24 protein-coding genes and 1 other RNA gene are annotated in these 23319 nt (G+C 68.4%); 11 read left to right on the top strand and 14 right to left on the bottom strand.

The features are described 5' to 3' along the window. Positions 1 to 11 precede the first annotated feature (11 nt). The 6 genes from lysW to ACQUQR_RS09305 all read right to left on the bottom strand — a co-directional run bounded on the left by lysW (position 12) and on the right by ACQUQR_RS09305 (position 6584). Positions 12 to 176 (bottom strand): lysine biosynthesis protein LysW, encoded by a 165-nt coding sequence (gene lysW, locus ACQUQR_RS09330; RefSeq protein ID WP_435196191.1) that lies wholly within the window; start codon positions 174 to 176, stop codon positions 12 to 14. Positions 177 to 384: 208 nt separating this feature from the next. Continuing rightward, positions 385 to 1884 (bottom strand): argininosuccinate lyase, encoded by a 1500-nt coding sequence (argH, locus tag ACQUQR_RS09325; protein ID WP_435196190.1) that lies wholly within the window; start codon positions 1882 to 1884, stop codon positions 385 to 387. 1 nt (position 1885) lies between these two features. Continuing rightward, positions 1886 to 3082: an argininosuccinate synthase gene (locus tag ACQUQR_RS09320; protein ID WP_435196189.1), complete on the bottom strand. Its 1197-nt coding sequence runs from the start codon at positions 3080 to 3082 to the stop codon at positions 1886 to 1888. Between the two features lie 287 nt (positions 3083 to 3369). After that, entirely contained in the window at positions 3370 to 4122 is a 753-nt protein-coding gene (locus ACQUQR_RS09315) for a DUF7345 domain-containing protein (protein ID WP_435196188.1), read from the bottom strand. A gap of 37 nt (positions 4123 to 4159) precedes the next feature. Beyond that, positions 4160 to 5383 carry a hypothetical protein gene (locus ACQUQR_RS09310; RefSeq protein WP_435196187.1) on the bottom strand — a complete coding sequence of 408 codons (1224 nt, stop codon included), beginning with the start codon at positions 5381 to 5383 and terminating at the stop codon, positions 4160 to 4162. Positions 5384 to 5528: 145 nt separating this feature from the next. Beyond that, positions 5529 to 6584: a DUF7345 domain-containing protein gene (locus ACQUQR_RS09305; RefSeq protein WP_435196186.1), complete on the bottom strand. Its 1056-nt coding sequence runs from the start codon at positions 6582 to 6584 to the stop codon at positions 5529 to 5531. A 193-nt stretch (positions 6585 to 6777) separates the two neighbouring features. On the opposite strand from ACQUQR_RS09305, the gene ACQUQR_RS09300 reads away from it, so the two are divergent. After that, positions 6778 to 6966, top strand: a complete 189-nt coding sequence (locus ACQUQR_RS09300; RefSeq protein ID WP_435196185.1) for a DUF7554 family protein — start codon at positions 6778 to 6780, stop codon at positions 6964 to 6966. A gap of 45 nt (positions 6967 to 7011) precedes the next feature. Next, positions 7012 to 7488 carry a 2'-5' RNA ligase family protein gene (locus tag ACQUQR_RS09295; RefSeq protein ID WP_435196184.1) on the top strand — a complete coding sequence of 159 codons (477 nt, stop codon included), beginning with the start codon at positions 7012 to 7014 and terminating at the stop codon, positions 7486 to 7488. Here ACQUQR_RS09295 and ACQUQR_RS09290 read toward each other — a convergent pair. Next, a complete protein-coding gene (locus ACQUQR_RS09290; protein WP_435196183.1) occupies positions 7485 to 9647 on the bottom strand; it encodes an ATP-dependent DNA helicase in 2163 nt (720 codons plus the stop codon). The genes ACQUQR_RS09295 and ACQUQR_RS09290 overlap by 4 nt on opposite strands. 171 nt (positions 9648 to 9818) lie before the next feature. Continuing rightward, the gene (locus tag ACQUQR_RS09285; RefSeq protein ID WP_435196182.1) at positions 9819 to 10766 is read right to left on the bottom strand and encodes a cation diffusion facilitator family transporter; all 948 of its coding nucleotides are present in this window, start codon (positions 10764 to 10766) and stop codon (positions 9819 to 9821) included. Between the two features lie 59 nt (positions 10767 to 10825). Between ACQUQR_RS09285 and ACQUQR_RS09280 the strand changes: the two genes are divergently transcribed. Beyond that, positions 10826 to 11338, top strand: a complete 513-nt coding sequence (locus tag ACQUQR_RS09280; RefSeq protein ID WP_435196181.1) for a metallophosphoesterase — start codon at positions 10826 to 10828, stop codon at positions 11336 to 11338. Between the two features lie 168 nt (positions 11339 to 11506). Here ACQUQR_RS09280 and ACQUQR_RS09275 read toward each other — a convergent pair whose 3' ends face one another. Beyond that, complete coding sequence (locus ACQUQR_RS09275; protein WP_435196180.1) at positions 11507 to 12331, bottom strand: helix-turn-helix domain-containing protein; 825 nt, start codon at positions 12329 to 12331, stop codon at positions 11507 to 11509. A gap of 92 nt (positions 12332 to 12423) precedes the next feature. Here ACQUQR_RS09275 and ACQUQR_RS09270 point away from each other — a divergent pair, with 92 nt between their 5' ends. Continuing rightward, the gene (locus ACQUQR_RS09270; protein WP_435196179.1) at positions 12424 to 12555 is read left to right on the top strand and encodes a hypothetical protein; all 132 of its coding nucleotides are present in this window, start codon (positions 12424 to 12426) and stop codon (positions 12553 to 12555) included. Here the strand turns inward: ACQUQR_RS09270 and ACQUQR_RS09265 are convergent. Continuing rightward, the gene (locus tag ACQUQR_RS09265) at positions 12552 to 13559 is read right to left on the bottom strand and encodes a threonine aldolase family protein (RefSeq protein WP_435196178.1); all 1008 of its coding nucleotides are present in this window, start codon (positions 13557 to 13559) and stop codon (positions 12552 to 12554) included. The two genes, ACQUQR_RS09270 and ACQUQR_RS09265, sit on opposite strands and share 4 nt — an antisense overlap. Positions 13560 to 13632: 73 nt before the next feature. Between ACQUQR_RS09265 and ACQUQR_RS09260 the strand changes: the two genes are divergently transcribed. Further along, positions 13633 to 14130 carry a PaaI family thioesterase gene (locus tag ACQUQR_RS09260; protein WP_435196177.1) on the top strand — a complete coding sequence of 166 codons (498 nt, stop codon included), beginning with the start codon at positions 13633 to 13635 and terminating at the stop codon, positions 14128 to 14130. Here ACQUQR_RS09260 and ACQUQR_RS09255 read toward each other — a convergent pair. Next, on the bottom strand, positions 14127 to 14696 hold the full coding sequence (locus ACQUQR_RS09255; protein ID WP_435196176.1) for a cysteine hydrolase family protein: 570 nt from the start codon (positions 14694 to 14696) through the stop codon (positions 14127 to 14129). The genes ACQUQR_RS09260 and ACQUQR_RS09255 overlap by 4 nt on opposite strands. Before the next feature lie 76 nt (positions 14697 to 14772). Between ACQUQR_RS09255 and ACQUQR_RS09250 the strand changes: the two genes are divergently transcribed. From ACQUQR_RS09250 to ACQUQR_RS09240, 3 genes are read left to right on the top strand one after another with little or no spacing between them, the layout of a single operon-like run. Then, the gene (locus ACQUQR_RS09250) at positions 14773 to 16272 is read left to right on the top strand and encodes an Hvo_1808 family surface protein (RefSeq protein ID WP_435196175.1); all 1500 of its coding nucleotides are present in this window, start codon (positions 14773 to 14775) and stop codon (positions 16270 to 16272) included. Further along, positions 16269 to 17573 (top strand): Hvo_1808 family surface protein, encoded by a 1305-nt coding sequence (locus tag ACQUQR_RS09245; protein WP_435196174.1) that lies wholly within the window; start codon positions 16269 to 16271, stop codon positions 17571 to 17573. Before ACQUQR_RS09250 ends, ACQUQR_RS09245 begins: the two co-directional genes overlap by 4 nt. 50 nt (positions 17574 to 17623) lie before the next feature. Then, positions 17624 to 18778 (top strand): nicotinate phosphoribosyltransferase, encoded by a 1155-nt coding sequence (locus ACQUQR_RS09240; protein ID WP_435196173.1) that lies wholly within the window; start codon positions 17624 to 17626, stop codon positions 18776 to 18778. On the opposite strand, the gene ACQUQR_RS09235 is transcribed toward ACQUQR_RS09240, so the two are convergent. Beyond that, positions 18769 to 19104, bottom strand: a complete 336-nt coding sequence (locus ACQUQR_RS09235; protein WP_435196172.1) for a winged helix-turn-helix transcriptional regulator — start codon at positions 19102 to 19104, stop codon at positions 18769 to 18771. The two genes, ACQUQR_RS09240 and ACQUQR_RS09235, sit on opposite strands and share 10 nt — an antisense overlap. A 105-nt stretch (positions 19105 to 19209) precedes the next feature. On the opposite strand from ACQUQR_RS09235, the gene ACQUQR_RS09230 reads away from it, so the two are divergent. Together ACQUQR_RS09230 and ACQUQR_RS09225 are read left to right on the top strand one after the other, a co-directional pair. Then, positions 19210 to 19440, top strand: a complete 231-nt coding sequence (locus ACQUQR_RS09230) for a SelT/SelW/SelH family protein (protein WP_435196171.1) — start codon at positions 19210 to 19212, stop codon at positions 19438 to 19440. Further along, positions 19437 to 20342 carry a bile acid:sodium symporter family protein gene (locus ACQUQR_RS09225; RefSeq protein ID WP_435196170.1) on the top strand — a complete coding sequence of 302 codons (906 nt, stop codon included), beginning with the start codon at positions 19437 to 19439 and terminating at the stop codon, positions 20340 to 20342. Before ACQUQR_RS09230 ends, ACQUQR_RS09225 begins: the two co-directional genes overlap by 4 nt. Before the next feature lie 219 nt (positions 20343 to 20561). Here ACQUQR_RS09225 and rnpB read toward each other — a convergent pair. Next, an RNA gene (gene rnpB, locus ACQUQR_RS09220) (RNase P RNA component) lies at positions 20562 to 20900 on the bottom strand. A gap of 77 nt (positions 20901 to 20977) precedes the next feature. Here rnpB and ACQUQR_RS09215 point away from each other — a divergent pair. Next, positions 20978 to 21991 carry a matrixin family metalloprotease gene (locus ACQUQR_RS09215; RefSeq protein ID WP_435196169.1) on the top strand — a complete coding sequence of 338 codons (1014 nt, stop codon included), beginning with the start codon at positions 20978 to 20980 and terminating at the stop codon, positions 21989 to 21991. Positions 21992 to 22209: 218 nt separating this feature from the next. On the opposite strand, the gene ACQUQR_RS09210 is transcribed toward ACQUQR_RS09215, so the two are convergent. Next, on the bottom strand, positions 22210 to 23289 hold the full coding sequence (locus tag ACQUQR_RS09210) for an aminopeptidase (RefSeq protein WP_435196168.1): 1080 nt from the start codon (positions 23287 to 23289) through the stop codon (positions 22210 to 22212). Positions 23290 to 23319 lie beyond the last annotated feature (30 nt).

Below are 23319 nucleotides of genomic sequence, written 5' to 3'. Positions count from 1 at the left end.
GAAAAGACGGCTTATTCGCCCCAGTCCTCCTCCAGTTCGGGCGCCGCGTCCAGCTCGAGGGGGTCGGTGCCGAGTACCTCGAGCTCCGCGCCACAGGTCGCACAGTCGACGATCTCTCCAGCCTCTAGGTCGTCGTGCAGGGTCAGGTCGGCCCCACACTCGATGCATTCTGCCATTGTGGTTCTCACTCGTAGTCGGGATTACTTAACCTTGTCGGACTTATCAGATGCTATACTATTGCGAGAGCGGCTGCTGACGGTGAATTCGGCCAACAGTGCCCCGCAAATATTTCCTATATCAGGATTGTGTTAATTGTCCCCGGAGGGGGACGGCGGGAACGGGAGTCCCGCCGGTCGCGGTCGTCGCGGGCAGTGTCCGCGCTGCTCAGACATAGGCCGTCACCTCGTCTTCGAGCAGGTCGTTCGCCGCACCGATCGCGTCGGTGTACGCGTCGAGGTCGTTGCGTGCCTCGACGAGCCGCGAGCGGGCGCGGACGATGGCGGCCTCGGTCGAGTCGGGGGCGGGGCCCCCGAAGGAGTCACGCATCGCCACGGAGTGGACGGGGTCGAGCGCCTCCTCGACCGCCTCGGGGGAGACGTACTCTTCTAAGGGGTCGTCCAGCACCTCCGCCGCGGCCGCGGCGACGGCCTCGTAATCGGCGCCCTGCTCGCTGGCTTGACTCGCGGCTTCGCCGCTCGTCCGTTCCGCGGCCCTGCGGGCCGCGAGCGCGACAATTTCGTGGGCGGTCCGGAACGGTAGCCCCGCCATCGCCAGCAGGTCCGCCACGCCCGTTGCGGTCGAGAACCCCTCGTCCGCGGCCGCCTCCAGCGCGGCCTCCTGCCATTCCGCGGTCGCGACCGCCCCCGCAGCGACTTCGGTCGCCTCGGTCACGGCGTCGACCGCCTCGAAGGCCTTCGGGTGCGCGCGCTGCAGGTCGCGGTTGTACGCGCGGGGGAGGCCCTTCAGGATGGTGAGCAGGCCGTTGAGCCCCGCGCTCGCGTCGCCCGCGCTCGCGCGGACGAGCTCCATCGTGTCGGGGTTCTTCTTCTGGGGCATGATGGAGGAGGTGCTCGAATAGGCATCGGAAAGCGCCACGAGCCCCTTGTTCGAGAAGACGATGAGGTCCTCCGCCAACCCCGAAAGCGTCGTCGCCAGCGTCGCGGCCGCGCCCGTGGTCTCGATGAGGAAATCACGCGTCGCGGAGGCGTCGGTGCTGTTCTCGATGACGCCGTCGAACCCGAGCAGGGTGGCGACGCGGTCGCGGTCGACGGGGAACGGGGTCCCCGCGAACGCCGCGGCCCCGAGCGGCGACTGGTTGACGCGCTCATATGCATCAAAGAGCCGCTCGGTGTCCCGTTCGAGGGCGCTCGCGTAGGAGAGCAGGTAGTGCGCGACGGTGGTGGGCTGGGCGGGCTGGAGGTGGGTGTAGCCGGGCATCACGGTCTCCGTGTGTTCGGCTGCGACGTCCACGAGCGCGGACCGCAGCTCCAGCGCCGTCTCCACGAGCGCCAGCACGTCCTCGCGCAGGCGGTAGCGGATGCAGGTCGCCACCTCGTCGTTGCGCGAGCGGGCGGTGTGCATCTTCCCGCCCACCGCTCCTATCGAATCGATGACGGCGGCCTCGATGGCCTCGTGGACGTCCTCCCCGTCGGGGAGTGCGCCGTGCCCGGCCTGCTCCACCGCGTCGAGCGCGCCGAGGATCTCCCCGGCTTCGTCGTCGTCGATGACGCCCTGTTCGGCGAGCATGACGACGTGGGCGCGGTCGACCGCGAGGTCGGCGTCGAAGATGCGCTCGTCGCCCGCCAGCGAGGAGAGGAAGCCACGGGCGGGGCCGCCGCTGAATCGCTCGCCGCGGACGACGTCGCCGGTGGATTCCTCGGTCATTCTACTCCCCCTTCGCGGCGGCGATGACCTTCTTCGCCAGACGCTCCTGGAAGCCGTGGTACTTCGCGACGCCCGTGGCGTCCTCCTGTTCGATGGAGCCGGTCACGTCTTCCGTGTTGAACGAGGCGGCGTCCGCGGAGTAGGTCGCATAGGGCGAGGTGCGCCCGACGACGCGGGCCTGCCCGCCCTCGAGACGGATGGTGACGGTGCCGGTGACGCGCTCCTGCGTCTTCGCGATGAACGCTTCGAGCGCCTGCACGAGCGGCCCGGAGACGAGCCCCTCGTACCCCTTCTGGGACCACTGCTCGTCGACGGTCCGCTTGAAGTCGCGCTCCTCCTTCGTGAGGACGAGCGCCTCCAGCCCGGCGTGTGCCGAGAGGAGGACGGTGGCCGCGGGGTGCTCGTAGTTCTCGCGCACCTTCAGCCCGAGCATGCGGTCCTCCATGATGTCCGAGCGGCCGACGCCGTACTCCCCGGCGAGGGCGTTCAGCGTCTCGATGAGCTCGACGGGGTCGTACGCCTCGCCGTTCAGCGCGACGGGGTAGCCGTCCTCGAACTCGAGTTCCAGTTCTTCGGTCTCGGCCGTGGGCGCGGAGGTCCACTCGTAGATCTCCTCGCCGGGGACGTAGCCCGGCTCCTCCAGCTCCTTCCCCTCGACGGAGCGGGACCAGAGGTTCGTGTCGATCGACCAGTCGCCCTCGTTGCCGCCCTCGACGGGGAGGTCACGCTCGGCGGCGTACTCCTTCTCCCACTTGCGGGTGAGCCCGAGTTCGCGGACGGGGGCGATGACCTCCAGGTCGGAGTCGCGCCAGACGGCCTCGAAGCGGAGCTGGTCGTTCCCCTTCCCCGTACAGCCGTGCGCGATGCCTGCACAGTCGTGTTCCTTCGCGACCTCGAGGATGGCCGTCGCGATGACGGGGCGAGCGAGCGCCGTCCCGAGGGGGTAGCCCTGGTAGCTGGCGTTCGCGCGGACGCCCTCGAAACAGAGCGCCGCGAACTCCTCCTTGGCGTCGACGACGTAGTGGTCGAGCCCGAGCGCCTCGGCCGTTTCGGCGGCCTCGTCGAACTCGTCGGCGGGCTGGCCGACGTCGACCGTGACGCCGATGACCTCGTCGTAGCCGTATTCTTCTTTCAAGAGCGGTACGCAGACCGTGGTGTCGAGTCCGCCGGAGAAGGCGAGCGCGACTGTCTTCGTCATTGTGATGTGTGGTGTGGATCACCGCCGAAACCGGGCGGTGGGGCGTTGAAGCGTTGTGCGACCGTCGGAGTGGAGAATTGTGATTACGGGCTCAGAGGCCCGGTCGCGGTCGCACGGAGAGAACGAGGGAGCCGACGCTGCGAGCGGAGCGGGCCGCGAGCGCGTCGGGCTCAATCATGTACTCGGTCATAATCGGAGTATGGTATTAATCCTTTTCGGGACGGCAAGGGTCGCCCCCGGTCGCGAGTGCTAACGCGACGCGCGAGAAACGAGGACACGCCCAGTGTTCACGAGGAACGGGCCGCCACGAGGGCGACGAGGACGAACGCGAGGAGCCCGGCGACGGTGCCGAAGCCGGGCTGACCGGTACTCGTCGCGCCGTCACCCCCGCCCTCCGGGGGAACCTCTGTCTCGGTTGGGGTTGCGGGGGTGAACGTCACCTGGAAGCCGTCGAGGCTGGTCCCCGCGGCGTACTGCACCGCACCGTCGCTCGTCGCGGTCGGCTGTGGTGTCACCCCCTCGACGGTATACCCGTCCGGGCCACGCACGACGAACAGTCGGTCCGACTGGAAGCCGCTGGCGAACGGCTCGGTGACGACGAGCGCGTCGCCGTCCGTCGCCGCGAGGCCCACGTAGGTGACGCGCAGGACGACGATGCCGGTCTCGCCCCCGTTCGTCGTCGAGAGCTCGATCCGGGGGTTCTCGACGCTCATTTCGCGCCCAGTAGCGTTTTGCGCGTCGGCAGCGACCCCGGCAATCCGGTTGCGGAACCGGTCGCGGAGCTCCTGCTGTGCGGTCTCGTTGGTCCGCAGCTCCTCGAAGGCCGCCTGTTCGTTATCGGTCGTCAGGTCGTACGTCAACGTCAGCGCAAACTCCGCGTCGCCGCCCTCGTCGAGCGTGACGACGAACGACGGTTGCTCACCCGCCTGTGTCGTCGCCGCCACCGTGGGAGCGATGACGGCCATGAGCACGAGCGTCGCGAGTGCGACGGCTGTTGCCGTCGAAGCGATACGAGAAGTCGGTAGTATCAGTCTGGTCATTTGTTTGAAAATAGTGGAAGTAAATCAGACAACAAGCTTACGGCGAGCCACCCGAGTTGCGCCCGTCGTCGCCGGTTTGACTACCGGAACCGCCGTCCGTCTGGTTACCGGAACCGCCGTCCGTCTGGTTACCGGAACCGCCGTCCGTCTGGTTACCGGAACCGCCGTCCGTCTGGTTACCGGAACCGCCGTCCGTCTGGTTACCGGAACCGCCGTCCGTCTGGTTACCGGAACCGCCGTCCGTCTGGTTACCGGAATCGCTGTCACCGTCCGTCTGACGGTCGTTGTCACCTTCTTCGGGCGTGTCGGTCGAGGTGTCACCGTCGTTGCGGTCGCCACCCCGGCGGTCGGCCGCGCCCGCCCGGTCGCGAGCCGATTCACCCGCGTCGTTCGCCGCCCCAAGCGACTCCTGGGCTGCGTCTGCGGCCTGTTCGGCGAGCATCCGGGCGCGGTTCTCGTCACCGGCCGCGCTCGCGTTGCGGGCCCGTTCGAGGGCCGCCTCGGCGCGTTCGAGCTGGGCCGCCGCCTCGGCGAGGGCCTCCGTGGCGTTCTCGCTGGCGTTCGTGTCGTTGACGAGCTGTCGGGTCCGGTTCAGCTGCTCACGCGCGGTCTGGACGCTCATTTCGGCGTGGTCGATAGCCGCGCTCGCGTTCGGCGGCTGGTACGCTTCGGGCGTGCCGTCCGCGCCACCCGCAATGCTACGAGCGATGGCGGCGACCTCTGGCCCGGTCAGCGTCTCGGCCTCGGTGGCGAGGCTCTTGATAGCGGTTACGTTGATACCTTTCTCACGCAGCAGGTCCTCGGGAAGTCCCTCGGAGACGCTCGCTGAACGATTAGTGAGCCGCTTCACCATCTCTACACGCTCCGCGAGCGCGGCGGCCTTCGCGCGGTAGGTCCCCTCGCTGATGGAGCCGTTCTCCCGCGCCTGCTCCAGTTCACTGCGCTGTTCGCGGAGCTCGGCCAGCCGTTCGCGGCTCTCGTTGATCTGGGTGAGGACTGCATCGGCCCGCTGCCCATCGGTCGCAGCCCGCGCGATGGCGATGCCGAACGCGCGCTCCTCGACTTCACCTTCGATCTCGGCTTCCTGCACGCCGATGATTCCCGAGAGTCGTTCACCCGGCGACACCGAGGTGTTGTTCGTCTGGTTCCCTTCCTGCACCGTCGTGGCAGTGCTCGCGCTCCCGAGTGCCGCTGCAGTCGGCATCCCGACTACGGACAATACGAGTAGTGCGGCGAGCACCATCGATGCCATTCGTCTCATGACACTCCCGTATTGGCTGGTTTACAGTATATAAACCCGTCATCGTCGAGCCAGATTAACTCGGATTAAGTCGGGTTAAGGTGAGGTGAAAACACACGATAGCGACGCATTGTACTCTATTCTGATAGATGAACCGACGAAACCGTTAAGTATCAGAATTATCTGACAGGGAGACGACGTTCTCTCGTCCGACTCGGTAGGTCTCTACTGCACCCCGTTCGCGTAGCTCCGTGACCACTTGACTCGTCCGCGCGTCGCTCCAGTCGAGTGCTGTCGCAATCTCTCGCTGTTTCACGCGGCCTCCACGCTCGTCGAGCAGCTGCAGTACCCGTTCGTCACTGCTCAGGAGGCTCGCCGTGTCGTTGGTATCCGGTTCGTCGCCTGTCGTCTCGTCGCCCCCGCCGCTCCCATCGGGCTCGTCGTCGCGACGTGTCAGCAGCCAGCCACCGACCGCGAGCCCGGCAATGGCCGCCGCCACGCCACCGACGAGGAGGCCCGGCGTCCCCGTGGTCGTCTCACCGGTCGTGGCCGGCTGCTCCGTCCCCGTCGCCTCCGTCGCGGGCGTCCCGGCTGTCTCCGTTTCGGTGAGGACGAGCTGCGGACCGCTTGGGCCGAATTCGGCCGGCCCACGCCAGCTCACCTGCGTTGGCTCTCGTTCGTCGGGCGTCGGCGCGACCGTCTCGACGGCGTACGTGGCCGGCCAGCTCATGACGAACCGGGTATCGTCGTCGAGAAACAGGCCTCCGAGCGCTCCGCTGACCCGCAGCCGATCACCGTCGACCGCCGCGAATCCGACCCACGTGAACCGATAGCTGACGACGCCGTACGACTGCGGGAGCTCACGTCGCTCGGCCGTGACGGTCACGTCCGCCACGTCCATCTCACGGCCGGTGGTGTTCTCCGCGTCGGCGACGGTCGCCTTCATCCGGTTGCGGAACCGGTCGCTGTAGGTCGTTCCGTTCTCGATCTCCGCCCTGATGGACTCGAACGCCTCGGTCGCGTTCTCGTCGTCGAGGAGGATGCGGTGTTCGATGACCCACGACGCGTTCCCCCCTGCACGCACGTCGGCGTGCATGAGCACGCTGTCTGGGGTCACCGCACCATCGGTCATACCACCACCAGCATCGACCGGGAGGGTCGCTACGAGCAGCATTGCGGCGAGGAATACCCCGACGGCGACCACGTTCCGCGTTCGTTGCACAGCCATGACAACGGTTTCTCCGTTCAAAACCGTTTCCACCCACGGTATCCGGACCAGTGTCCGTCGTGAAGTCCCCCGTGCCGGTGGCGGGGGCTTCGCCGTTTGGTCACGCCCCAGAGAACACGCTGTCATTCTCCCCGACTAGCCCGTCTGGGCCACAACGCTTTCCCCCTCTCCGCGCGCGAGAAGGAGTATGCTCCCGGATGCACGCGGCAAGATGGACGCCGAGGGACTGCTCAGAATCATCCTCATCCTCGTGGTGGTCTGGATCGCGCTGCAGATCGTCGGGGAGATCATCGACCTCGTGTTCGGCCCGTTCTCCTCTATCATCGGACTCGTCATCATCGTCCTCATCGTGCTCTGGCTGCTCGACCGCATCTAACGCGAAAACCGACGGCGCTTTTTTCCTCGATAGGCTAACGGGGCTGTGTACAGCGTCAACGTCCCCGTACCGCACGATGTGGCCCGGCTCGCGTCGGGCCTGGCGTCGAACTGCTATCTCGCGGACGTCCGCACCCGCCACACCCTCGTCGCCAAGCGGCTCGGCGAGCTCCCCAGCTCGGAGGAGATCCGACGCGCGCTCGCCGACACCCCACCGTTCGCCGCGCGGGTCTCGAAGATCGAGGCGTTCCACGACCCGCCGCGCGGGGCCGCGCCCGTCGTCTATCTCACCGTCGAATCCCCCGAACTCTACGCGCTCCACGACCGGCTCTGCGAGCGATACGAGCCCGTCGCGGGCTTCGAGGGCGAGGGGTACGACCCGCACGTCACCATCGCCCGGGGGGGCGACGCGGACAAACTCCTCGGCTCCGCTGTCGACCCCATCGAGTGGACCGTGGACCGGCTCGACGTCTGGGACGCCGAGTATCGAGAGGTCGTGGAGACGGTCTCGCTTCCAGTTTAGGGTCGCGGCGGCTCCCCGTCCCACGCGTCCATATCCGAGTAGAAGTTCAGCATCCCGATTTTGAGCTTCTCGGGGGCGATATCGATCATCTCCTCGCGCTCCTCCTCCGGGAACGAGGCGTAGACGGAGTACTCACCCAGTTCCGTCGCGTTCGCCAGCCCGTAGCGCTCGTCGGCGAGGATGCGGACGCCGAAGTCCGAGGGGGAGCGGACGACGCGCCCGAGCGCCTGCCGTGTCTTGCGAACCGTCGGGACCTCGACGGCGTACTGCCAGCCCGCGTCGCCGTCCTCGAACGCCGTCTCGTAGGCGCGCTGGACGGCCTTCATCCGGTCGTCGAGATGCGGATAGGGGACGCCGACCACGACCACCGTCCGGGCGTCGTCGTCGTCGTAGCTCACCCCCTCGGCGAGGGTGCCCCACAGGGAGGTGAAGAGGATCCCGTCGTCGTCGTCGACGAACTCCCGTCGCAGCTCCTCCGCGCGGACGCCCGGCCGGTCGAGATACGGGGTACCCGTCGTCTCCACCCGGTGGAAGTAGCGCTCGGCCTCCGCATACGAGGGGAAGAAGGCGAGGGTGTTCCCCGGGGTGAACCGGGTCGCGTCTTCGAGGAGGGTCGTCACGCGCTCCTGTATCTCCGGGTCGTCGCGTTTCGAGGCGAACAGCGCGGGCATGTCCACCGCGTAGGTCCGGCGGTTCTCGCGGGGGAACTGGTCGGCGTACGCCATCGTGAGCGGGTCCTCCACCCCGAGGACGTCCTGCGTCACGTCGAACGGCCGGAGCGTCGCGCTCATGAGCACGGTGGAGTGTAACTCCTCGAACAGTGGCTCGGTCACGTCGCGGGGGATGCAGGTGTAGAGCTCGGCCTTCCCGTACACCCCGGACTCGTTCCGGCGGACGGAGATGACGGGGTAGGTCCCCTGCTTCTTCGAGTCGGTGATCCACGCGTCGATGAACGCCGCCGACTGGAGCACGCGACACTCCTTCCGGCTCGTCGTTTCGCCCTCCTTGTACGCCTCCTGATACCGCTGGTCGAGCGCCTTCCCCAGATTCAGCGCCTGCTCTAAGTCCTCCTTGAACCCCGGGCCGGTGTACTCGTCGAGGAAGGCGAGCGTGAGGTCGTCGCGCCCCTGCTCGTTGTCGACGGTGAGGTCCTCCCAGTCCTCGCCGATCTGCTCGCGCTGGCCGATGCCGAGCTTCTCGTCGTAGGTCCGGACGAGCGCGTCGCGGAACGCCCGGATGGCGCGCTCCGCGGCGTCCGTCCGGTAGTCCTCCACGTCCTCCAGCTCCTCGACGCCCGCGGTGAGCGTCGTCTCGGTCAGCTCGCGGGTCGCGTGGTCGCGCGCGGCGTCCTCGACGTTGTGCGCCTCGTCGAACACCGCGATGACGTCCTCGGGGTCGCGCCCGAGCCACCGGAAGAACTGCTCGCGGATCATCGGGTCGAGCAGGTGGTGGTAGTTACAGACGACCAGATCGACCCCCTCCATCCCCTCCTTGAGGAGCTCGTAGCCGCAAAACCCCGTGCGCTCGGCGTACTCGTACACGTCGTCGGGGGTGCGCACGTCCTCGTAGAGCCACCCGTAGAACTCGTCCGTATCGGCGGTGAGGTTCTGATAGAAGCGCTCACAGACGTTGGCTTCCTCCTCCAGCGCCTCCAGCCCCTCCTGGACGTGCTGGAGTTCGTCCATCACGGCCGAGCGGGCCTCCGCCGCTTGGTCGTTCCCGTCCTTCGCCGCGTCGAGCAGTTCCTCCTCTCGCTCCTCGAGTTCCGCGAGGTCCTGCTCCTTCTCGACGAGCTCACGGGTCGTATCCCGGAGCGCCTGACACTCCTCGTAGCCCACGTCGATATGGCACATCGACGCCTTCCCGCGGAAGACGACGGCCCGGATGGGCTCCTGCCGCGTGATCGCCCGCGCCTCCTGGATGAACTGCCGCGTCTGCTGGTGGACGTTCGTCGTGATGACGACCGTCTTCCCCTCCTCGCGTGCGTACTCGAGGGCGGGGGCGAGCGAGGCGAGCGTCTTGCCCGTCCCGCAGGCCCCCTCGAACAGTACGTCCCGCCCGTCTTCGAGCGCGCCGTGTATCTCCCCCATCGCCTCCTTCTGGTGGTCGTACGGCTCGTCGTAGGGAAAAAAGCGGAGGAACGACTCGGCTGTTGCCACAGCGGGGGTTTGGCGCTTTCGGATAAAAGGCTTGAGGGGGGAGGCGAGTCGAGGCCGGGGGCCGAGAGTTCAAATACGAAGCCGGGACCAGCGTCTCCATCACCTGAACGACGCGCGGGTCGGCCACGGCGGGAGCGCGGGGCACCGGCTCGCGAGCGGTCGCCCCGCCTGTCAGATTTCGGGCTCGATGTACACCTTCGAGATGTCGGGTTCCAGCTCCTTCAGCCGCGCCTCGATAGCGGAGATGGTCTCGTCTATCGTCCCGGTGTCGAAGCCGGGCTCGAAGGCCACGTCGGCGGTGACGAGGACCTGCTTCGGGCCGAAGTAGACGGTCCGGAAGTCGACGATGCGGTCGACCCCCTCGTGGCCCGCGACGGCCTCGCGGAGCTCCCGCTCGTCGCTCCTGGGGAGCGACTCACCCAGGAGCAGACGCTTGTTCTCCCACGCCAGCGCGAGGGCAAAGCCCATCAGCATCACCCCGATGAGGAACGCGGCCACCGCGTCGTAGACGGGGTTCCCCGTGACCCGCGAGAGGTAGATGCCGAGTAGCGCCAGCCCCGCACCTCCCATCGCGATGGTGTCCTCGGTGAGCGCCGTCAGCACCGTCACGTCGGAGGTCTTGCGGAACGCCTCGCGGAAGCCGGACCACTCGTGTTCCTCGATCTGGGCCGACATCGCCGCGTACGCCTTCTTGAACGCGTACGCCTCGAAGACGATCGCTCCGACGAGCACCGCGTAGCTCACCCAGACGTTCGGGATGGTGCCGGCGACGGGAAGCGTCACGGTCCCCGGGTCGACGGGATGCGGGTGGCGGATGGCGTCGTAGCCGTGTTTCAGCGACTCCCAGCCGGCGATGCCGAAGAGGAACACGCTGACGAGGAAGGCGTAGAAGAACTGCGCCTTCCCGTAGCCGAAGGGATGCTCGCGGGAGGCCTCCTTCCCCCCGTAGAAGATACCGACGAGGAGGAACACCTGGTTCCCCGTATCGGAGATGGAGTGATACGTCTCGGAGAGCATCGCGGGGCTCCCGGTGAGGAGATACGCGCCGAACTTCAGCACCGCGATGGCCCCGTTCGCGAAGAGAGCCGCGAGGACGACGGACGTGCTGGTGCCAGCCATTTACCCGTCGTGCACGGGCGGACGGGAAAGCCCTTACCGTCGTCAGGGGAAGGGCGAGTATGCTCGTCGTCGTCTCCGACACCCACGGTCGGGACTCCCACCGGCTGGAGGGGCGCACCCTCGAAGCCGTCGAGTCGGCCGACCTCGTCCTGCACGCGGGCGATTTCACGACCGAGGCCGTCCTCGACGCCTTCGAGGCCATCTGCGAGCTCCGCGGCGTCACCGGCAACAACGACACGCAGGGGCTACGCGACCGCCTGCCGAAGACCCGCGTCGTCGAGTGGAACGGCTGCAGAATCGCGATGGCCCACGGCCACGAACACACCGACACCAGCCTCGCGCTGTTCGGCCGGCAGTCGAACGCCGACCTCGTCGTCGTCGGCCACTCGCACGACCCGGGGTTCGGCCACCTCGGGACGGTCCCCGTATTGAACCCGGGGAGCCACGCGGACCCGCGGTGGCACCGGCCGGCACACGCCGAACTCGAGGTCGAAGACGGGTCGCTCGTGGGGAAGCTCGTCGAGCCGGACGGCACCGTCTTCGAGGAGTTCCGCGTGGAGAAGCGGGGGTGACGTGTCGGGGGACACGCTGGATACGGTCGGCCTGCTGGAGGGCGACGGGCCGACGCGTGGAGGGCTGAAGCGTCAGCGGGGGGAGAGCCGAGCGTTCAGCACCCGTCTCTTCTACCTGAGTTGAAAAGTACCCACCGTAAGCTCAAACACCCGTTTTAGTTACCCCGGTCACCGCCAGTGGACGACGAGGGCGACGGCCAGAAGCACCGTCAGGCCGCCGAGGAAGAACACCAGTCCGGGTGGGAGCGCGAGCGGGTCGCCACCGCTCGCGGCCGTCTCGATGGTCCGCTGGGCGGCCTCGGTCGCGGTCGCCATCGGCGTCCCCGTCGGCTCGGCGGTCGGCTGTGGGGTGGGCGTCTGGGTGGCCTGCGGGGTCTCCGTCGCCTCCGCGATGCTGACCCCGCCGCCGTCGCTCGCCGTGGCGGTCGGTTCGGCGGTCGGCTGTGAGGTGGGCGTTGCGGTCTCGGCCGCCGTGTCCTGACTCTGCGTGGTGAGATTCGCCCCCCCACTCCCACCGCCTCCGCCATCCGCACTTCCATCCGTGCTCGCGAAGCCGGGGAGGCCATCTCCCAGGAGGGCCTGGACGAGGAGACTCCCGAGCGCGAGCGCGCCCACGCCGCCGAGCAGCTGTGAGAGGGCGGCGCGCAGCCCCGAGGCGTCCTCGTCGCGCCCGGCGTAGATGACGAGCGGCTCGTCGGCGGGCGCGTAGACGTCCATCTCGCGACCCTTCTCGGAGTAGGCGGTGCCGACGACCTCGATGGCGCCGGCCTCGGAGAGCCGCCCGAGGTGGTACTGGGCGTTCTGCAGCGAGGTGTCAGCCCGCTCCGCGAGGGCGGCGGGCGGGGCTGGCTCCTCGTGGAGTTCGGCGAGCAGGCGACGGGCGGTGTCCGAGGAGAGGGCACTCATCAGCGCGTCGGCCTCCTCGCTGTCGAGCCCGACTACGCGGGGGTCAGACTCGCTGGTGAAATCCAGGGTGGAGGGCAGGAGGCTCATCGGGCGTGGATTTCTGGCCCACCGTCATGAGTCTTGTCAGTGGGCAGGAGGGACAGGGGAAACGCCTTTAGTCCCGAGTCGGTAGCAGGGGTATGGTCAACGTGGACCCCGTGCTCGTGGGTATCATCGCCTTCCTCCTCCTCGTCGTCCTCGCCATCTATCTGATGATCCGCCGGACGGTCACGGCGTTCACCCAGGGGATGCGCGAGGGGAACAAGCGCTAGCGCTGGGCCGCGGGAACGGCCTCGATGGCGGCCTCGATCTCCGCACTGGAGACGTCCCAGTGCGTGCAGAATCTGACCTGCTGGTCGTCGAACGGCACCCCGAGCAGACCGTTCGCCTCGCAGGCGTCGAGGAACGCCTCGGCGGGGCCGGGCGTCTCGACGAGCACGATGTTCGTCTCCGGTTCGAGCACCTCGTACCCCTTCTCCCGAATCCCGGCGGCGAGCGCCTTCGCGTTCGCGTGGTCTTCATCCAGGCGATGGCGGTTCTCCAGCGCGAGCAGCCCCGGCGCGGCGATCATCCCCGCCTGTCGCATCCCGCCGCCGAACAGCTTCCGGGTGCGGTGGGCCGCCTCGATGAACGCCTCCGAGCCGGCGAGCATCGACCCGACCGGCGCGCCGAGCCCCTTCGAGAGACAGCACATCACGGAGTCAACCTCGCGAGCGAGGCGCTTCGCGGAGGTGTCGAGCGCCGCCGCGGCGTTGAACAGCCGTGCGCCGTCGAGGTGGACCGGGACTCCCAGGTCGTGCGCGGCCTCCGCGGCGGCGTCGATGTCCGCGGCGGCGATGGCCGTCCCCCCCTTACTGTTGTGGGTGTTCTCGAGCGAGAGCAGCCCCGTCCCGGCGCGGTGGCCGTCGGCCTCGACGTAGCTTTCCTCGACCTGTTCGGGCGAGATGACCCCCCGGTCGTCCCCCTCGATGGGGCGCACCTGGAGCGCCGCGTGCTGGGCGAACCCGCCCAACTCCCACTTGTAGACGTGCGAGTCGCGCTCCACGAGCGCCTCCTGCCCGCGGTCGGTGTGGACGCGCGCGGCGATCTGGTTCCCCATCGTCCCGCTGGGGACGTAGAGCGCCGCCTCCTTCCCGATGAGCTCGGCGAACCGGGATTCGAGCTCGTTGACCGTGGGGTCCTCGCCGTAGACGTCGTCGCCCACCTCGGCGTCGCGGGCCGCCTCGCGCATCGCGTCGTTCGGGCGCGTGACCGTGTCGCTGCGAAGGTCTAACATACTCTCCTCTCCCCCTCCGAACACAAATCCGTGTCGGGGTGGGTTCTTTCACGCTCCCCCGCGGGACCCATCCATGGACGAGGTTCCACCCGGCACGAAGGAGGCGCTCCAGCACTACTTCGACACCCAACACGAGTTCCTCTCGTGGCTCGGCATCGAGGTCGAGACGTTCGAGTACGGCCACGCAGTGATGCGGATTCCCTACGACACGAAGCTCACGAACGTCCCGTGGGAGGGGCTCGACGAGGACGACGACCACCGCCCCCCGGTACAGGGCGGGGTCGCCTCCACCCTCATCGACGTGGTCGGTGGGGTCGTCCTCAGACCGTATCTCCCGGACCCCGTGAACGACAACGTCGCCACCATCAACCTCAACGTCAACTACCTCCGGCAGACGACGGACGACCTCGTCGCGACCGCGGACGTGATTCGCGCCGGCGGGACGGTCGGCGTCTCGCAGGTGATGGTCGAGAGCGAGGTGCCCGACGAGGGGATGGTTCCCGTCGCGGCCGGAATGGGTGCGTATCGGCTGTTCAAGTCGACTCCCGACGACTCGTCAGACGGCGCCTAGAACGCGATATCGTCGAGCGAGCGGACCTCACCGAACAGCCACTCCGCGTGCTCCAGCGCGTACTCCCGGTGGCCGTCCTCGATGGCCCCCACCGCGTCCTCGACGAGTATCGGTCTGAAATCCCGGAGCCCCGCGCTCCCCGCGGTGTGGAGCACACAGACGTTCGCGAGGGTGCCACAGATGAGCAGGTCCTGGATTCCGTGGGCGTTGAGCCACCCTTCGACTTCGGTCCGGTGGAATGCGTCGTAGGTGTGTTTCTCGACGATCTTGTCCGCCTCCGTCACCGTGAGCCCCTCCACGATCTCCGTCTCCCAGCTGCCTTCGACGACGTGTTCGCCCCAGCGGTCGAACTCGTCGTAGTAGTGATTGTCCGCGAACTGCTCGGGGGGATGGACGTCCTTCGTGAAGACGACGCACGCCCCCGCCTCGCGGGCCCGCGAGGCGAGCGTCTCGCAGGGGTCGACCGCGGCCTCGCTGCCGGGGGCATAGAGGCTCCCGTCGGGGTGACAGAACCCGTTTTGCATGTCCACGACGACGACGGCCGTCGTCTCGGGGTCGAGTGCCATATCGGAGACACGTTCTCGCGGGTGAAAACCGTTCCTCCGGGGAGACACTTTTGGCCCTACCGCACCACCGTCCGGTATGCGACGCCTTCCCGGCCTCCTGCTCGCCCTCCTCGTACTTCTCTCCGGGTGTAGCGTGGGGTTCCAACCCGAGTCCGGCCCCATCGGCCCCGACCCGACCGCTACCCCGACACCGACGCCCCACGGCGACCCCGGTGTGACCCCGACGCCCGATTCCGACGCGACCCCGACGCCCGCCGCCAGCACCGACCTGCCGGACCCCGCATCCGACGTACTCGGCTGGGAGGACGGCTACTGGCACAACGAATCGCTGTCGGTGAACCAGTCCGACGGTCTCAACCAGACCGAGCTGCGCGCCGTCGTCGCCCGGTCGATGGCCCGTGTCGAGGTGATCCGGGAACTGGAGTTCAAACAGCGCGTCCCCGTCGATATCGTCCTCCGCTCGGCGTATCAGAACCGGTCGTCACCCGAGTACAGCGAGGCGTTCCGCACCTTCGACAACACGAAGTTCGAGTCGCTGTTCCTCATCGGCGAGGACCGGGACGCACTCGCCGTGCAGGAGGGGAACCGCGGCTCCTCCGTGCTGGGGTTCTACTCGCCCGCGAACGACTCCATCGTCATCATCGCCGACAGCGAGACGCCGCAGTTCAGCAACGAACTCACGCTCGGCCACGAACTCGTCCACGCGGCCCAGGACCAGTACTTCGATCTGGGGTCGTTCGTCCGCCCCACCCGCGAGGCGTACAACGCCAAGAACGGCCTCATCGAGGGTGACGCGAACTACGTCCAGTCCACCTACCGCGAGCGCTGCGAGAGCGAGTGGGAGTGTCTGCGCGCCCCGTCGGGCGGTGGCGGCGGTGGCGGCGACTTCCACCTCGGCGTCTACATCCTGAACTACTTCCCGTACAGCGACGGCCCCGGCTTCGTGAAGTACTTCGAGCGACGGGGCGGCTGGGAGCGCGTCGACGAGCTGTACGCCGCGCCCCCCGCCTCCACGGAGCAGGTCATCGACCCACCGAAATACGGGACCGATATGCCGACCGACGTGACGCTCACCGACCGGACCGCGAACGGCTGGGAGCGCGTCGTCCCCGAACCGCCGAGCAGCTCTCCTCGCCCGCCGTACGCCGTCTTCGGCCAGTCGGGCGTGGCGACGATGTTCGCCTACACCCTCTACGACCCGTACAACCGCTCCGCGGCCATCGCGCCCGACGACTTCCTCAACCGTGAGGGCGGGAGCATCAACCGGACGGACCCGTTCAACTACGACATCGCGCCCGCCTCCGGCTGGGACGGCGACCGGCTGCACATCTACGAGAAGGACGGCGAGGCCGCCTACGTCTGGAAGCTCGTCTGGGACTCCCCGAGTGAAGCCGAGGAGTTCGCGGACGCCTACGGCCGGCTGCTGAGCCACTACGGCGGCGCGAAGACCGGCCCGGACACCTACGTCATCGATTCGGGGCCGTACGCGGACGCCTTCCGCGTCACCGTCTCCGGTGACACCGTCGTCATCGTGAACGCGCCCACGACGGGCGACCTGGACGACGTGCGCCGATGAGACGCGCGCTCGTCCTCGCGCTGTTGCTCGTCACCGCGGGCTGTGCGGACCTCGTCGGGTTCGGGCCGCGCGAGCCCCCGGACGACGACACGCTCGGCTGGGAGGACGGCTACTGGTACGACTCCCCGCTCAACGTCACGACGGAAGACGGGCTCACCGAAGCGGAGCGGGAGGCCGTCGTCGCCCGGACGATGGCCCGCGTGGAGGTCATCCGCGACCTGGAGTTCGAAGAGTCGGTCCCCGTCAGCGTCATCACCCGCGCGGCGTACCGCGAGCGCCGCACTGGACGGAGTTCGGACCCCACCTACGAGGCGTGGAACAACCAGGTGTGGGAGGCCCTGCTCCTCGTCGGCGAGGACCGTAACGTCTCGCAGGTGTTCGACACCGTCTTCGGCTCCTCCGTACAGGGCTTTTACTCCCCCGCGAACGACGAAATCGTCATCGTCTCGGATTCGGAGACGCCGCAGATCGATCGAGGCACGCTCGCCCACGAGCTCACCCACGCCCTGCAGGACCAGCACTTCTCGCTCGGGGCCGGCGCGGCCACGCAGGACGCCCAGCTCGCGGAGGACGGGCTCATCGAGGGTGACGCGAACGCCGTGCAAGACGAGTACGAGGCCCGGTGTGCCGACGACTGGGACTGTCTCCCGCGTCCGGAGCGCTCCGGCGGTGGCGCCCCTGCCGACTTCAACATGGGCGTCTTCCTCACCGTCTTCACGCCGTACGCGGAGGGCCCGGCGTTCATCGAGGAGCTCCGCGACCGCTCGGGCGGCGACTGGGACCAGGTCGATCGGGCGTACGACGACTTCCCGGCGAGCACCGAGCAGGTCATCCACCCCGAGCGCTACCCCGACGACGAGCCGGTGGAGGTGACGGTCCGGAACCGCGCCAGCGACGGCTGGGAACGCTTCGACGTGGATCCCGTCGCCGACACGGTGGGTGAAGCCTCCGTCTACGCCATGTTCTGGGCGAACGGGGGGATCGACCGCGAGCGCTCCCCGTACAACTACTCACACCCCCTCTCCGACGGTTGGGCGGGCGACAGCCTCGTCCCGTACACGAACGGCTCGCATGGCGGGTACGTCTGGAAGCTCACCTTCGAATCGAACGACGACGCACGGGAGTTCACTCGCGCCTACGAGCGCGTGCTGCGCGACCGGGGAGCGACCGAGGTCGCCGACGGCGTCTACGACCTCGCCTCCGGCCCCTTCGCGGACGCCTTCGAGGTGACGCGCCACGGCAACACCGTCGTCATCGTGAACGGCCCCTCACGGGAGGCCCTCTCGAAGATTCACGGCTGACCCCTGGAGCGACACGGGTATCCTTTTAGCCAGCCCCGCGAAGGGTGGGTATGTTCGATATCGTCTCCGCCGACGCGATCCGTGAGGGGCGGGCCACCGACGCCTACTTCGACCGCACCGTCGAGGCGCTGGAGGGTGCCGGCAGGAACCCCCACGTCGTCGCGGAGGTGACTGCCGACCAGTTCCCCGACGGCGACTTCGAATTATTCGCGGGGCTCAAAGACGCCGCCCACCTGCTTGAGGGGCTTCCCATCGACGTCCACGCCATCCCGGAGGGGACGCTCTTTGATGGGGGACCGGTCATGCGCATCGAGGGGGAGTACCTCGATTTCGCGGCGTACGAGACCTCGCTTCTCGGCTTCCTCTCGCACGCCTCCGGTGTCGCGACGGGGGCGTTGGAAGTGAGAGAGGCCGCCCCCGACACCCCCATCTTCAGTTTCGGCGCCCGGCACGTCCATCCCGCGACGGCCGCGGCGCTCGAACGCTCCGCGCTCATCGCCGGCCTCGACGGGTTCTCGCACGTCGCCGCGGGCGAGCTTCTGGGGAGGGAGGCCGCGGGGACGATGCCCCACGCCCTGCTCATCGCCTTCGGGAAGGGGAACCAGGAGCAGGCGTGGCAGGCGTTCGACGAGCACGTCCCCGACTCCGTCCCCCGCGTCGCCCTCGTCGACACCTACTCCGACGAGAAGGACGAGGCCGTCCGGGCCGCGGAGGCCGTCGACGCCCTGGAGTCCATCCGTCTCGACACCACCGGCTCCCGCAGAGGTGACTTCGCCCACATCATCCGGGAGGTGCGCTGGGAACTCGACGCGCGCGGATTCGACGACATCGGGGTCTTCGTCTCCGGCGGGCTCGGTCCAGAAGACCTCCGCGTGCTGGAGGACATCGCCGACGGCTTCGGTGTCGGTAGCGCCATCTCCAACGCCCCGCCCGTGGACTTCGCGCTCGACATCGTCGAGGTGGACGGCGAACTCGCCGCGAAACGCGGCAAACTCTCCGGGAAGAAACAGGTGTACCGGACGCGCAACGGGGGCCACCACGTCGGGCTCGCGGGCCGCCCCGGCCCCACCGACAGCGAACCGCTCCTGAAACCTCTCATCGAGGACGGCGACCTCCTCCAGACGGAGTTCGATATCGACGCTGCGGCCGCCCGCGCCCGCGAGGACGCGAAGCGAGTCGGGTTCGGAACCCGTACTCAGGCGTAGCCGCGGCCCCACTCGGCCATCGCCGCGATGACCGGCTCCAGCGCACGGCCCGCTTCCGTCAGGTCGTACTCGACGCGGATCGGCTCCTCGCTCACGATCCGTCTGGTGACCACGTCGTCCGCGCGCAGATCGTCGAGCGTGTCCGAGAGGACGCGGTTCGACAGGTCCGAAGCGGCGTCGGCCAGCGCGGCGAACCCCTGTGGCCCGTCGCTCAGCAGTCGATGGACGACGACCGGATGCCACTTCCCCCCGAGGACGGCCGCGGCACAGGTCACCCCACACCAGTCGAGGTCGGCACACCAGCCCGCCGTGCAGCGTTCGCTCATGCCACCGCTTCGCACTGACTCCCTATACGTTCGGGGTGAGCCCGCGCTCACCGGGTGAGCGATGGCTTCGCTGGGATTCATCCCGCTGGAGCGGGGAGGATGGGTATGACCCGCGTCGAAATCGAGTACTGTGTCCCGTGTGGACACCTCGACCGAGCCATCGACACGCAGCGAACGCTCCTCGAACTGTTCGGCCGGCAGGTCGACCACGTCGCGCTCCGCCCCGGTGACGGCGGCGTCTTCGTCGTCCGCGCCGACGGCGAACCGGTGTTCGACAAGGCCGACGAGGCGTACGACATCGAGGCCATCACCGAACGGGTCCGCGAGCGGGTGTGACGGCGATCCGCGCGCTCCGGCTGGTCGAGGAACACCTGTTCGGGTTCGTCCTGCTGTCCGTCGCGGTCGGCTTCCTCTTCCCCGCGCTCGGCGAGCTAACCCCCCTCTCGCTGCCCATCCTCGCGGTGATGGTCGGGTCGGTGTCGCTCACGCTCTCCCCGGCGGCGTTCCGGGCAGTGGACCGTCGCGCGCTCGTGGTCGTCCTCCTCGTCCAGACCGGGATGGCGTTCGCGGGGTTCGTCGTCGCCACGCTTCTCGGGCTCTCTCCCGCCCTCGTCCTCGGCTTCGTCGTCCTCGGGGCCGTCACCCCCGAGCTCGTGACGCCCACGATGACCGAACTCGCCGATGGCGACACCGCGCTCGCGACGGTCGTGCTCGTCCTCGTCGGGCTCGGGAGCCTCGCCCTCGTACCCGGCTTCGTCACCCTCCTCGTCGGGGACGTGCCCGTTCCAGCCGGCCGCATCGTCGAGAACCTCCTGCTCGCCGTCGTGCTCCCGATGACCGTCGCCGTGGCCGCCCGCGCGCGGTTCCCCGAGCGCGTCGCGCGTGGCGACGACCAGTACCCCGCGATCTCGGCGCTGACGGTCGTATGCATCATCGGCATCGTCACCGCCGCGAACGCGGGGCTCATCCGGGCGAACGCCGCGCTCGTGCCCGCCATCGCCGTCGGTGCCGTGGCGCTCAACCTCGTCGGCTACGCCGGTGGCTGGCTCGCCGCCACCCCGTTCGACCGCCGGACCCGCATCGCCGCGACGCTCTCGGTCGGGATGCGCGATTTCGCCGTCGCGGCCGCGCTCGTCGTCGCCGCCGGCTTCCCCCCGATCGCAGCGCTCCCCGCCGTCGTCTTCGGCGTCGTGGAGATGGCTACGAGCGCGTGGCTCGCGGGCCGGTTCGGGGGGTAGGCCACCGAGTCAGTTCGGGCGCAGGCAGACCGTTTTTTTAGTACAAGCATCCGCGAGGGAGCGGAGCGACCGAGCGGTTCACTGAGCACGAACGAAGTGAGTGCTCAGGACCGAGGGCTGACTAACGCGAGCCGAAGGCTCGCGGCAGGAAGCCCGACGTGTCTTTTTCATGAACGTTTTTCGAGTGAGCGGCGCAGCCGCTCACGAATAAAAAGGTTCGGATGAGAGTAGTAAGCCCCCTTCTGTTTCGACCCGGCATTCGGCTGAGCACCCGCCACATGCGTCGGACTACCTAACGTGGCGGGCTTGCACCGGTGAGGTTTCGCCGTTCCATCCGTTCCCAGTCGTCTCGCGGCCGTTGGCCGCGCGCTCGGTGGGTTAGCTTGCTTCCCTCACGGGTCGCGTCGCGCACCTCATCGCTCGGACTGGGGGGTTTCGTTTCTGTTCCAGAGCCAGCGGTCTCCCGCTCCGGATTTGCATCCGGTCACCTGCCCGACGGTGGGGGGACTTTCCTCGCGTACGGTATCTCGCCGCCGCGGCGGCCGGGCACTCTCTTCCGAGTGGGGATAGCCCGGTGGCCGGATTAAGGGTGTCGGGCCACAACCGTCAAACCGGTTCGCCCAGTAGAGGAGGTAATGCGTGGCCGCGCCGTCCTGGTCGTCGTCTGTCTCCTCCTCGCGGGGTGTTCTACCTCGCTCCCCGGTGACCCGACGGACCTGGATGGCGCGACGACTCCCGAGCCAACCGAGTGGGACGGCGACCCGGAGAACCACTTCCGCGAGCGCGAGCTCACCGTCGCCGTCCGGAACGACGCCATCCCCGAACGCGACTACCGTCCGTTGGTTCGCGAGGCGCTGGACTACTGGGAAGCGGAAAGCGAGCGGTACGCGGGCTTCCCCATCGCCTATCGCATCGCCGAGGACGAGGACCCGGACGTCGTCGTGCGGTTCGTCCCCACCATCGAGGAGTGCGGCTCCGAGGACCACGCGGCGGGGTGTGCCCCCATCCTCACCGAACCGGGCCAGGTGAACCGCCCCGTGACCGTCCGGGTGCGCGGGAACTTCTCGGACGCCTCCACCGTCGAGGTGCTGAAACACGAACTCGGCCACACGCTCGGTATCCGCCACGGCGAGCCGCCCGAGGCCGTGATGCAGGCGTCCTCGAACCTCACGTCGCTCCCCCAGCCGGACGCCCGGAATCGGACGATGCCGTGGGGGAAGCCGGGGCTGTTCGTCCACGTCGACTACGGCGCGGTGCCGGCGCGCGATCGACCGGAGACCCGCGAGCAGGTGAACGCCGCCCTCGGCTACTTCGGCGACGGGGCGAACGGGACGGTGCCGGAGAACGTCACCTTCTACCGCGCGGAGACGGCCGAGGAGGCCGACATCGTCGTCCGGTTCGCGGAGAACGCCCCCTGCACGCAGGGGAGCGGGTCCTGTGGGAACCTCCGCGGGACCGACCCGGACGGCGACGGGCAGATCGAGCGCTACACCGCCCTCACCATCACGCTCTCGGGGATCGACACCGAGGCGACCGCGTGGCACGTCGGCTACTGGCTCGGCCGCGGCTTCGGGCTCTCCGGTGAGGAGCTCCCGCCGCCGCTCGCGAGCGACGACCCCGATGTGCGGAGAAGCGAGTGGTGGACATAGCGCGGCGCGCCCGCAGGGCGTGCCGCGAGGACACGAACGGCGAACGGAGTGAGCCGTGAGTTGCGTCCTGCGGGACGGTGAGTGGGCGACCCGTTATCCCTGGAATCCGTCTGCCTCGCGGCTACGCCGCTCGGCTTCGTCGCGGTACTCGCTCTGTCGGAGTACACTCCGATATGCCCTCGTTCGCCCGCGCTCACGAGGACTCCGCTCGAACCGCGCTACTCCCACCGGAACACGCCGTCTTTCTGCACCAGTTCGCCGTCCACCTCCAGCCGGGACTCCCCGCGCATGTCGGTGATCAGGTCGACGTGGACGGCCGATTCGTTGCCGGATTCCCCCTCGGGGAGGTTCGAGTCGTAGGCGCGCCCGAGCGCGAGGTGCACCGTCCCGCCCATCTTCTCGTCGAAGAGGATGTTGTCGGTGATGCGGTCGATGCCGCGGTTCATGCCGATGCCGAGTTCGCCGAGTCGCCGCGCACCCTCATCGGTCTCCAGCACCTCCTCTATGGCCTCCGCGCCCTGTTCGGCCTCGAACGAGACGACCTCGCCGTCCTCGAAGACCAGCTTCACGTCTTTCACGCGCTGGCCGTTGACGGTCATCGGCACGTCGAAGGTGACGTACCCCTCGGTCGCCTCGGGCGCCGTGAACACCTCGCCGGAGGGGAGGTTATGCGAGTCGTAGTCGACGGAGGCGGCGCTGTTGACGGCGATGCGACCCTCGATGGACATGGTGAGGTCCGTCCCCTCGTTGACGAGGTGGACCTCGCTTCCGGCGTCGAGGATCTCCTTCAGCTTCGCCATCTGGGCGGCCAGCGACTCCCAGTCTCGAAGAATGGCGTCGTAGGCGAACGCCTGGTACGCCTCGTAGGACATCCCCGCCTGCTGGGCGAGCGACCGGGTAGGGTGGACCGTGGAGACCCACTTCGTGTCGAGGCGGGCCTCACGGACGCCCTCGGTGGCCTTCGAGTGCGCCTGCCGGGTCTCGGCGGGAACGTCCGCCATCGCCGCCGTGTTGCGGCCGCCGCCCAGCGAGAGGACGGCGTCGGCCCGTTCGTAGAGGGCGAGTTCGTGGTCGCCCTGCTGGAAGTCGTCGTCGTGACTGGTGAGGTAGGCGCGGGAGACCTCTCCTGAAGAATAGGTGGTGACGACGTTCGCCCCGCGCTCGCCGAGTTCGGCGGCGACGGCGACGGCCAACTCGTGGGCCTCGGGGCCGACGGAGAGGACCACGTCGTCGCCCCGCTCGATGCGGGCGCTCCAGTCGACGAGGATGCGGGCGTGTTCGCGTACGCGTTCGTCCATGCGCGACCCTCGGGAGGGGGAGCGAAACCG

Source organism: Natronomonas sp. EA1, from assembly GCF_051195035.1.
Taxonomy (GTDB): domain Archaea; phylum Halobacteriota; class Halobacteria; order Halobacteriales; family Haloarculaceae; genus JBNTJV01.
Note: the sequence above shows the minus strand (reverse complement) of the source record. Positions and strands in the feature narration are given on the sequence as shown.

Coding starts and splice junctions, on each gene's coding strand:
- argH (WP_435196190.1), bottom strand. CDS start 1,884: ATGACCGAGGAATCCACCGGCGACGTCGTCCGCGGCGAGCGATTCAGC.
- ACQUQR_RS09250 (WP_435196175.1), top strand. CDS start 14,773: ATGCGACGCCTTCCCGGCCTCCTGCTCGCCCTCCTCGTACTTCTCTCC.
- ACQUQR_RS09240 (WP_435196173.1), top strand. CDS start 17,624: ATGTTCGATATCGTCTCCGCCGACGCGATCCGTGAGGGGCGGGCCACC.
- ACQUQR_RS09260 (WP_435196177.1), top strand. CDS start 13,633: ATGGACGAGGTTCCACCCGGCACGAAGGAGGCGCTCCAGCACTACTTC.
- ACQUQR_RS09245 (WP_435196174.1), top strand. CDS start 16,269: ATGAGACGCGCGCTCGTCCTCGCGCTGTTGCTCGTCACCGCGGGCTGT.
- ACQUQR_RS09210 (WP_435196168.1), bottom strand. CDS start 23,289: ATGGACGAACGCGTACGCGAACACGCCCGCATCCTCGTCGACTGGAGC.
- ACQUQR_RS09285 (WP_435196182.1), bottom strand. CDS start 10,766: ATGGCTGGCACCAGCACGTCCGTCGTCCTCGCGGCTCTCTTCGCGAAC.
- ACQUQR_RS09320 (WP_435196189.1), bottom strand. CDS start 3,082: ATGACGAAGACAGTCGCGCTCGCCTTCTCCGGCGGACTCGACACCACG.
- ACQUQR_RS09280 (WP_435196181.1), top strand. CDS start 10,826: ATGCTCGTCGTCGTCTCCGACACCCACGGTCGGGACTCCCACCGGCTG.
- ACQUQR_RS09315 (WP_435196188.1), bottom strand. CDS start 4,122: ATGACCAGACTGATACTACCGACTTCTCGTATCGCTTCGACGGCAACA.
- ACQUQR_RS09230 (WP_435196171.1), top strand. CDS start 19,210: ATGACCCGCGTCGAAATCGAGTACTGTGTCCCGTGTGGACACCTCGAC.
- ACQUQR_RS09310 (WP_435196187.1), bottom strand. CDS start 5,383: ATGAGACGAATGGCATCGATGGTGCTCGCCGCACTACTCGTATTGTCC.
- ACQUQR_RS09265 (WP_435196178.1), bottom strand. CDS start 13,559: ATGTTAGACCTTCGCAGCGACACGGTCACGCGCCCGAACGACGCGATG.
- ACQUQR_RS09275 (WP_435196180.1), bottom strand. CDS start 12,331: ATGAGCCTCCTGCCCTCCACCCTGGATTTCACCAGCGAGTCTGACCCC.
- ACQUQR_RS09235 (WP_435196172.1), bottom strand. CDS start 19,104: ATGAGCGAACGCTGCACGGCGGGCTGGTGTGCCGACCTCGACTGGTGT.
- ACQUQR_RS09215 (WP_435196169.1), top strand. CDS start 20,978: ATGCGTGGCCGCGCCGTCCTGGTCGTCGTCTGTCTCCTCCTCGCGGGG.
- ACQUQR_RS09255 (WP_435196176.1), bottom strand. CDS start 14,696: ATGGCACTCGACCCCGAGACGACGGCCGTCGTCGTCGTGGACATGCAA.
- ACQUQR_RS09300 (WP_435196185.1), top strand. CDS start 6,778: ATGCTCCCGGATGCACGCGGCAAGATGGACGCCGAGGGACTGCTCAGA.
- ACQUQR_RS09270 (WP_435196179.1), top strand. CDS start 12,424: ATGGTCAACGTGGACCCCGTGCTCGTGGGTATCATCGCCTTCCTCCTC.
- lysW (WP_435196191.1), bottom strand. CDS start 176: ATGGCAGAATGCATCGAGTGTGGGGCCGACCTGACCCTGCACGACGAC.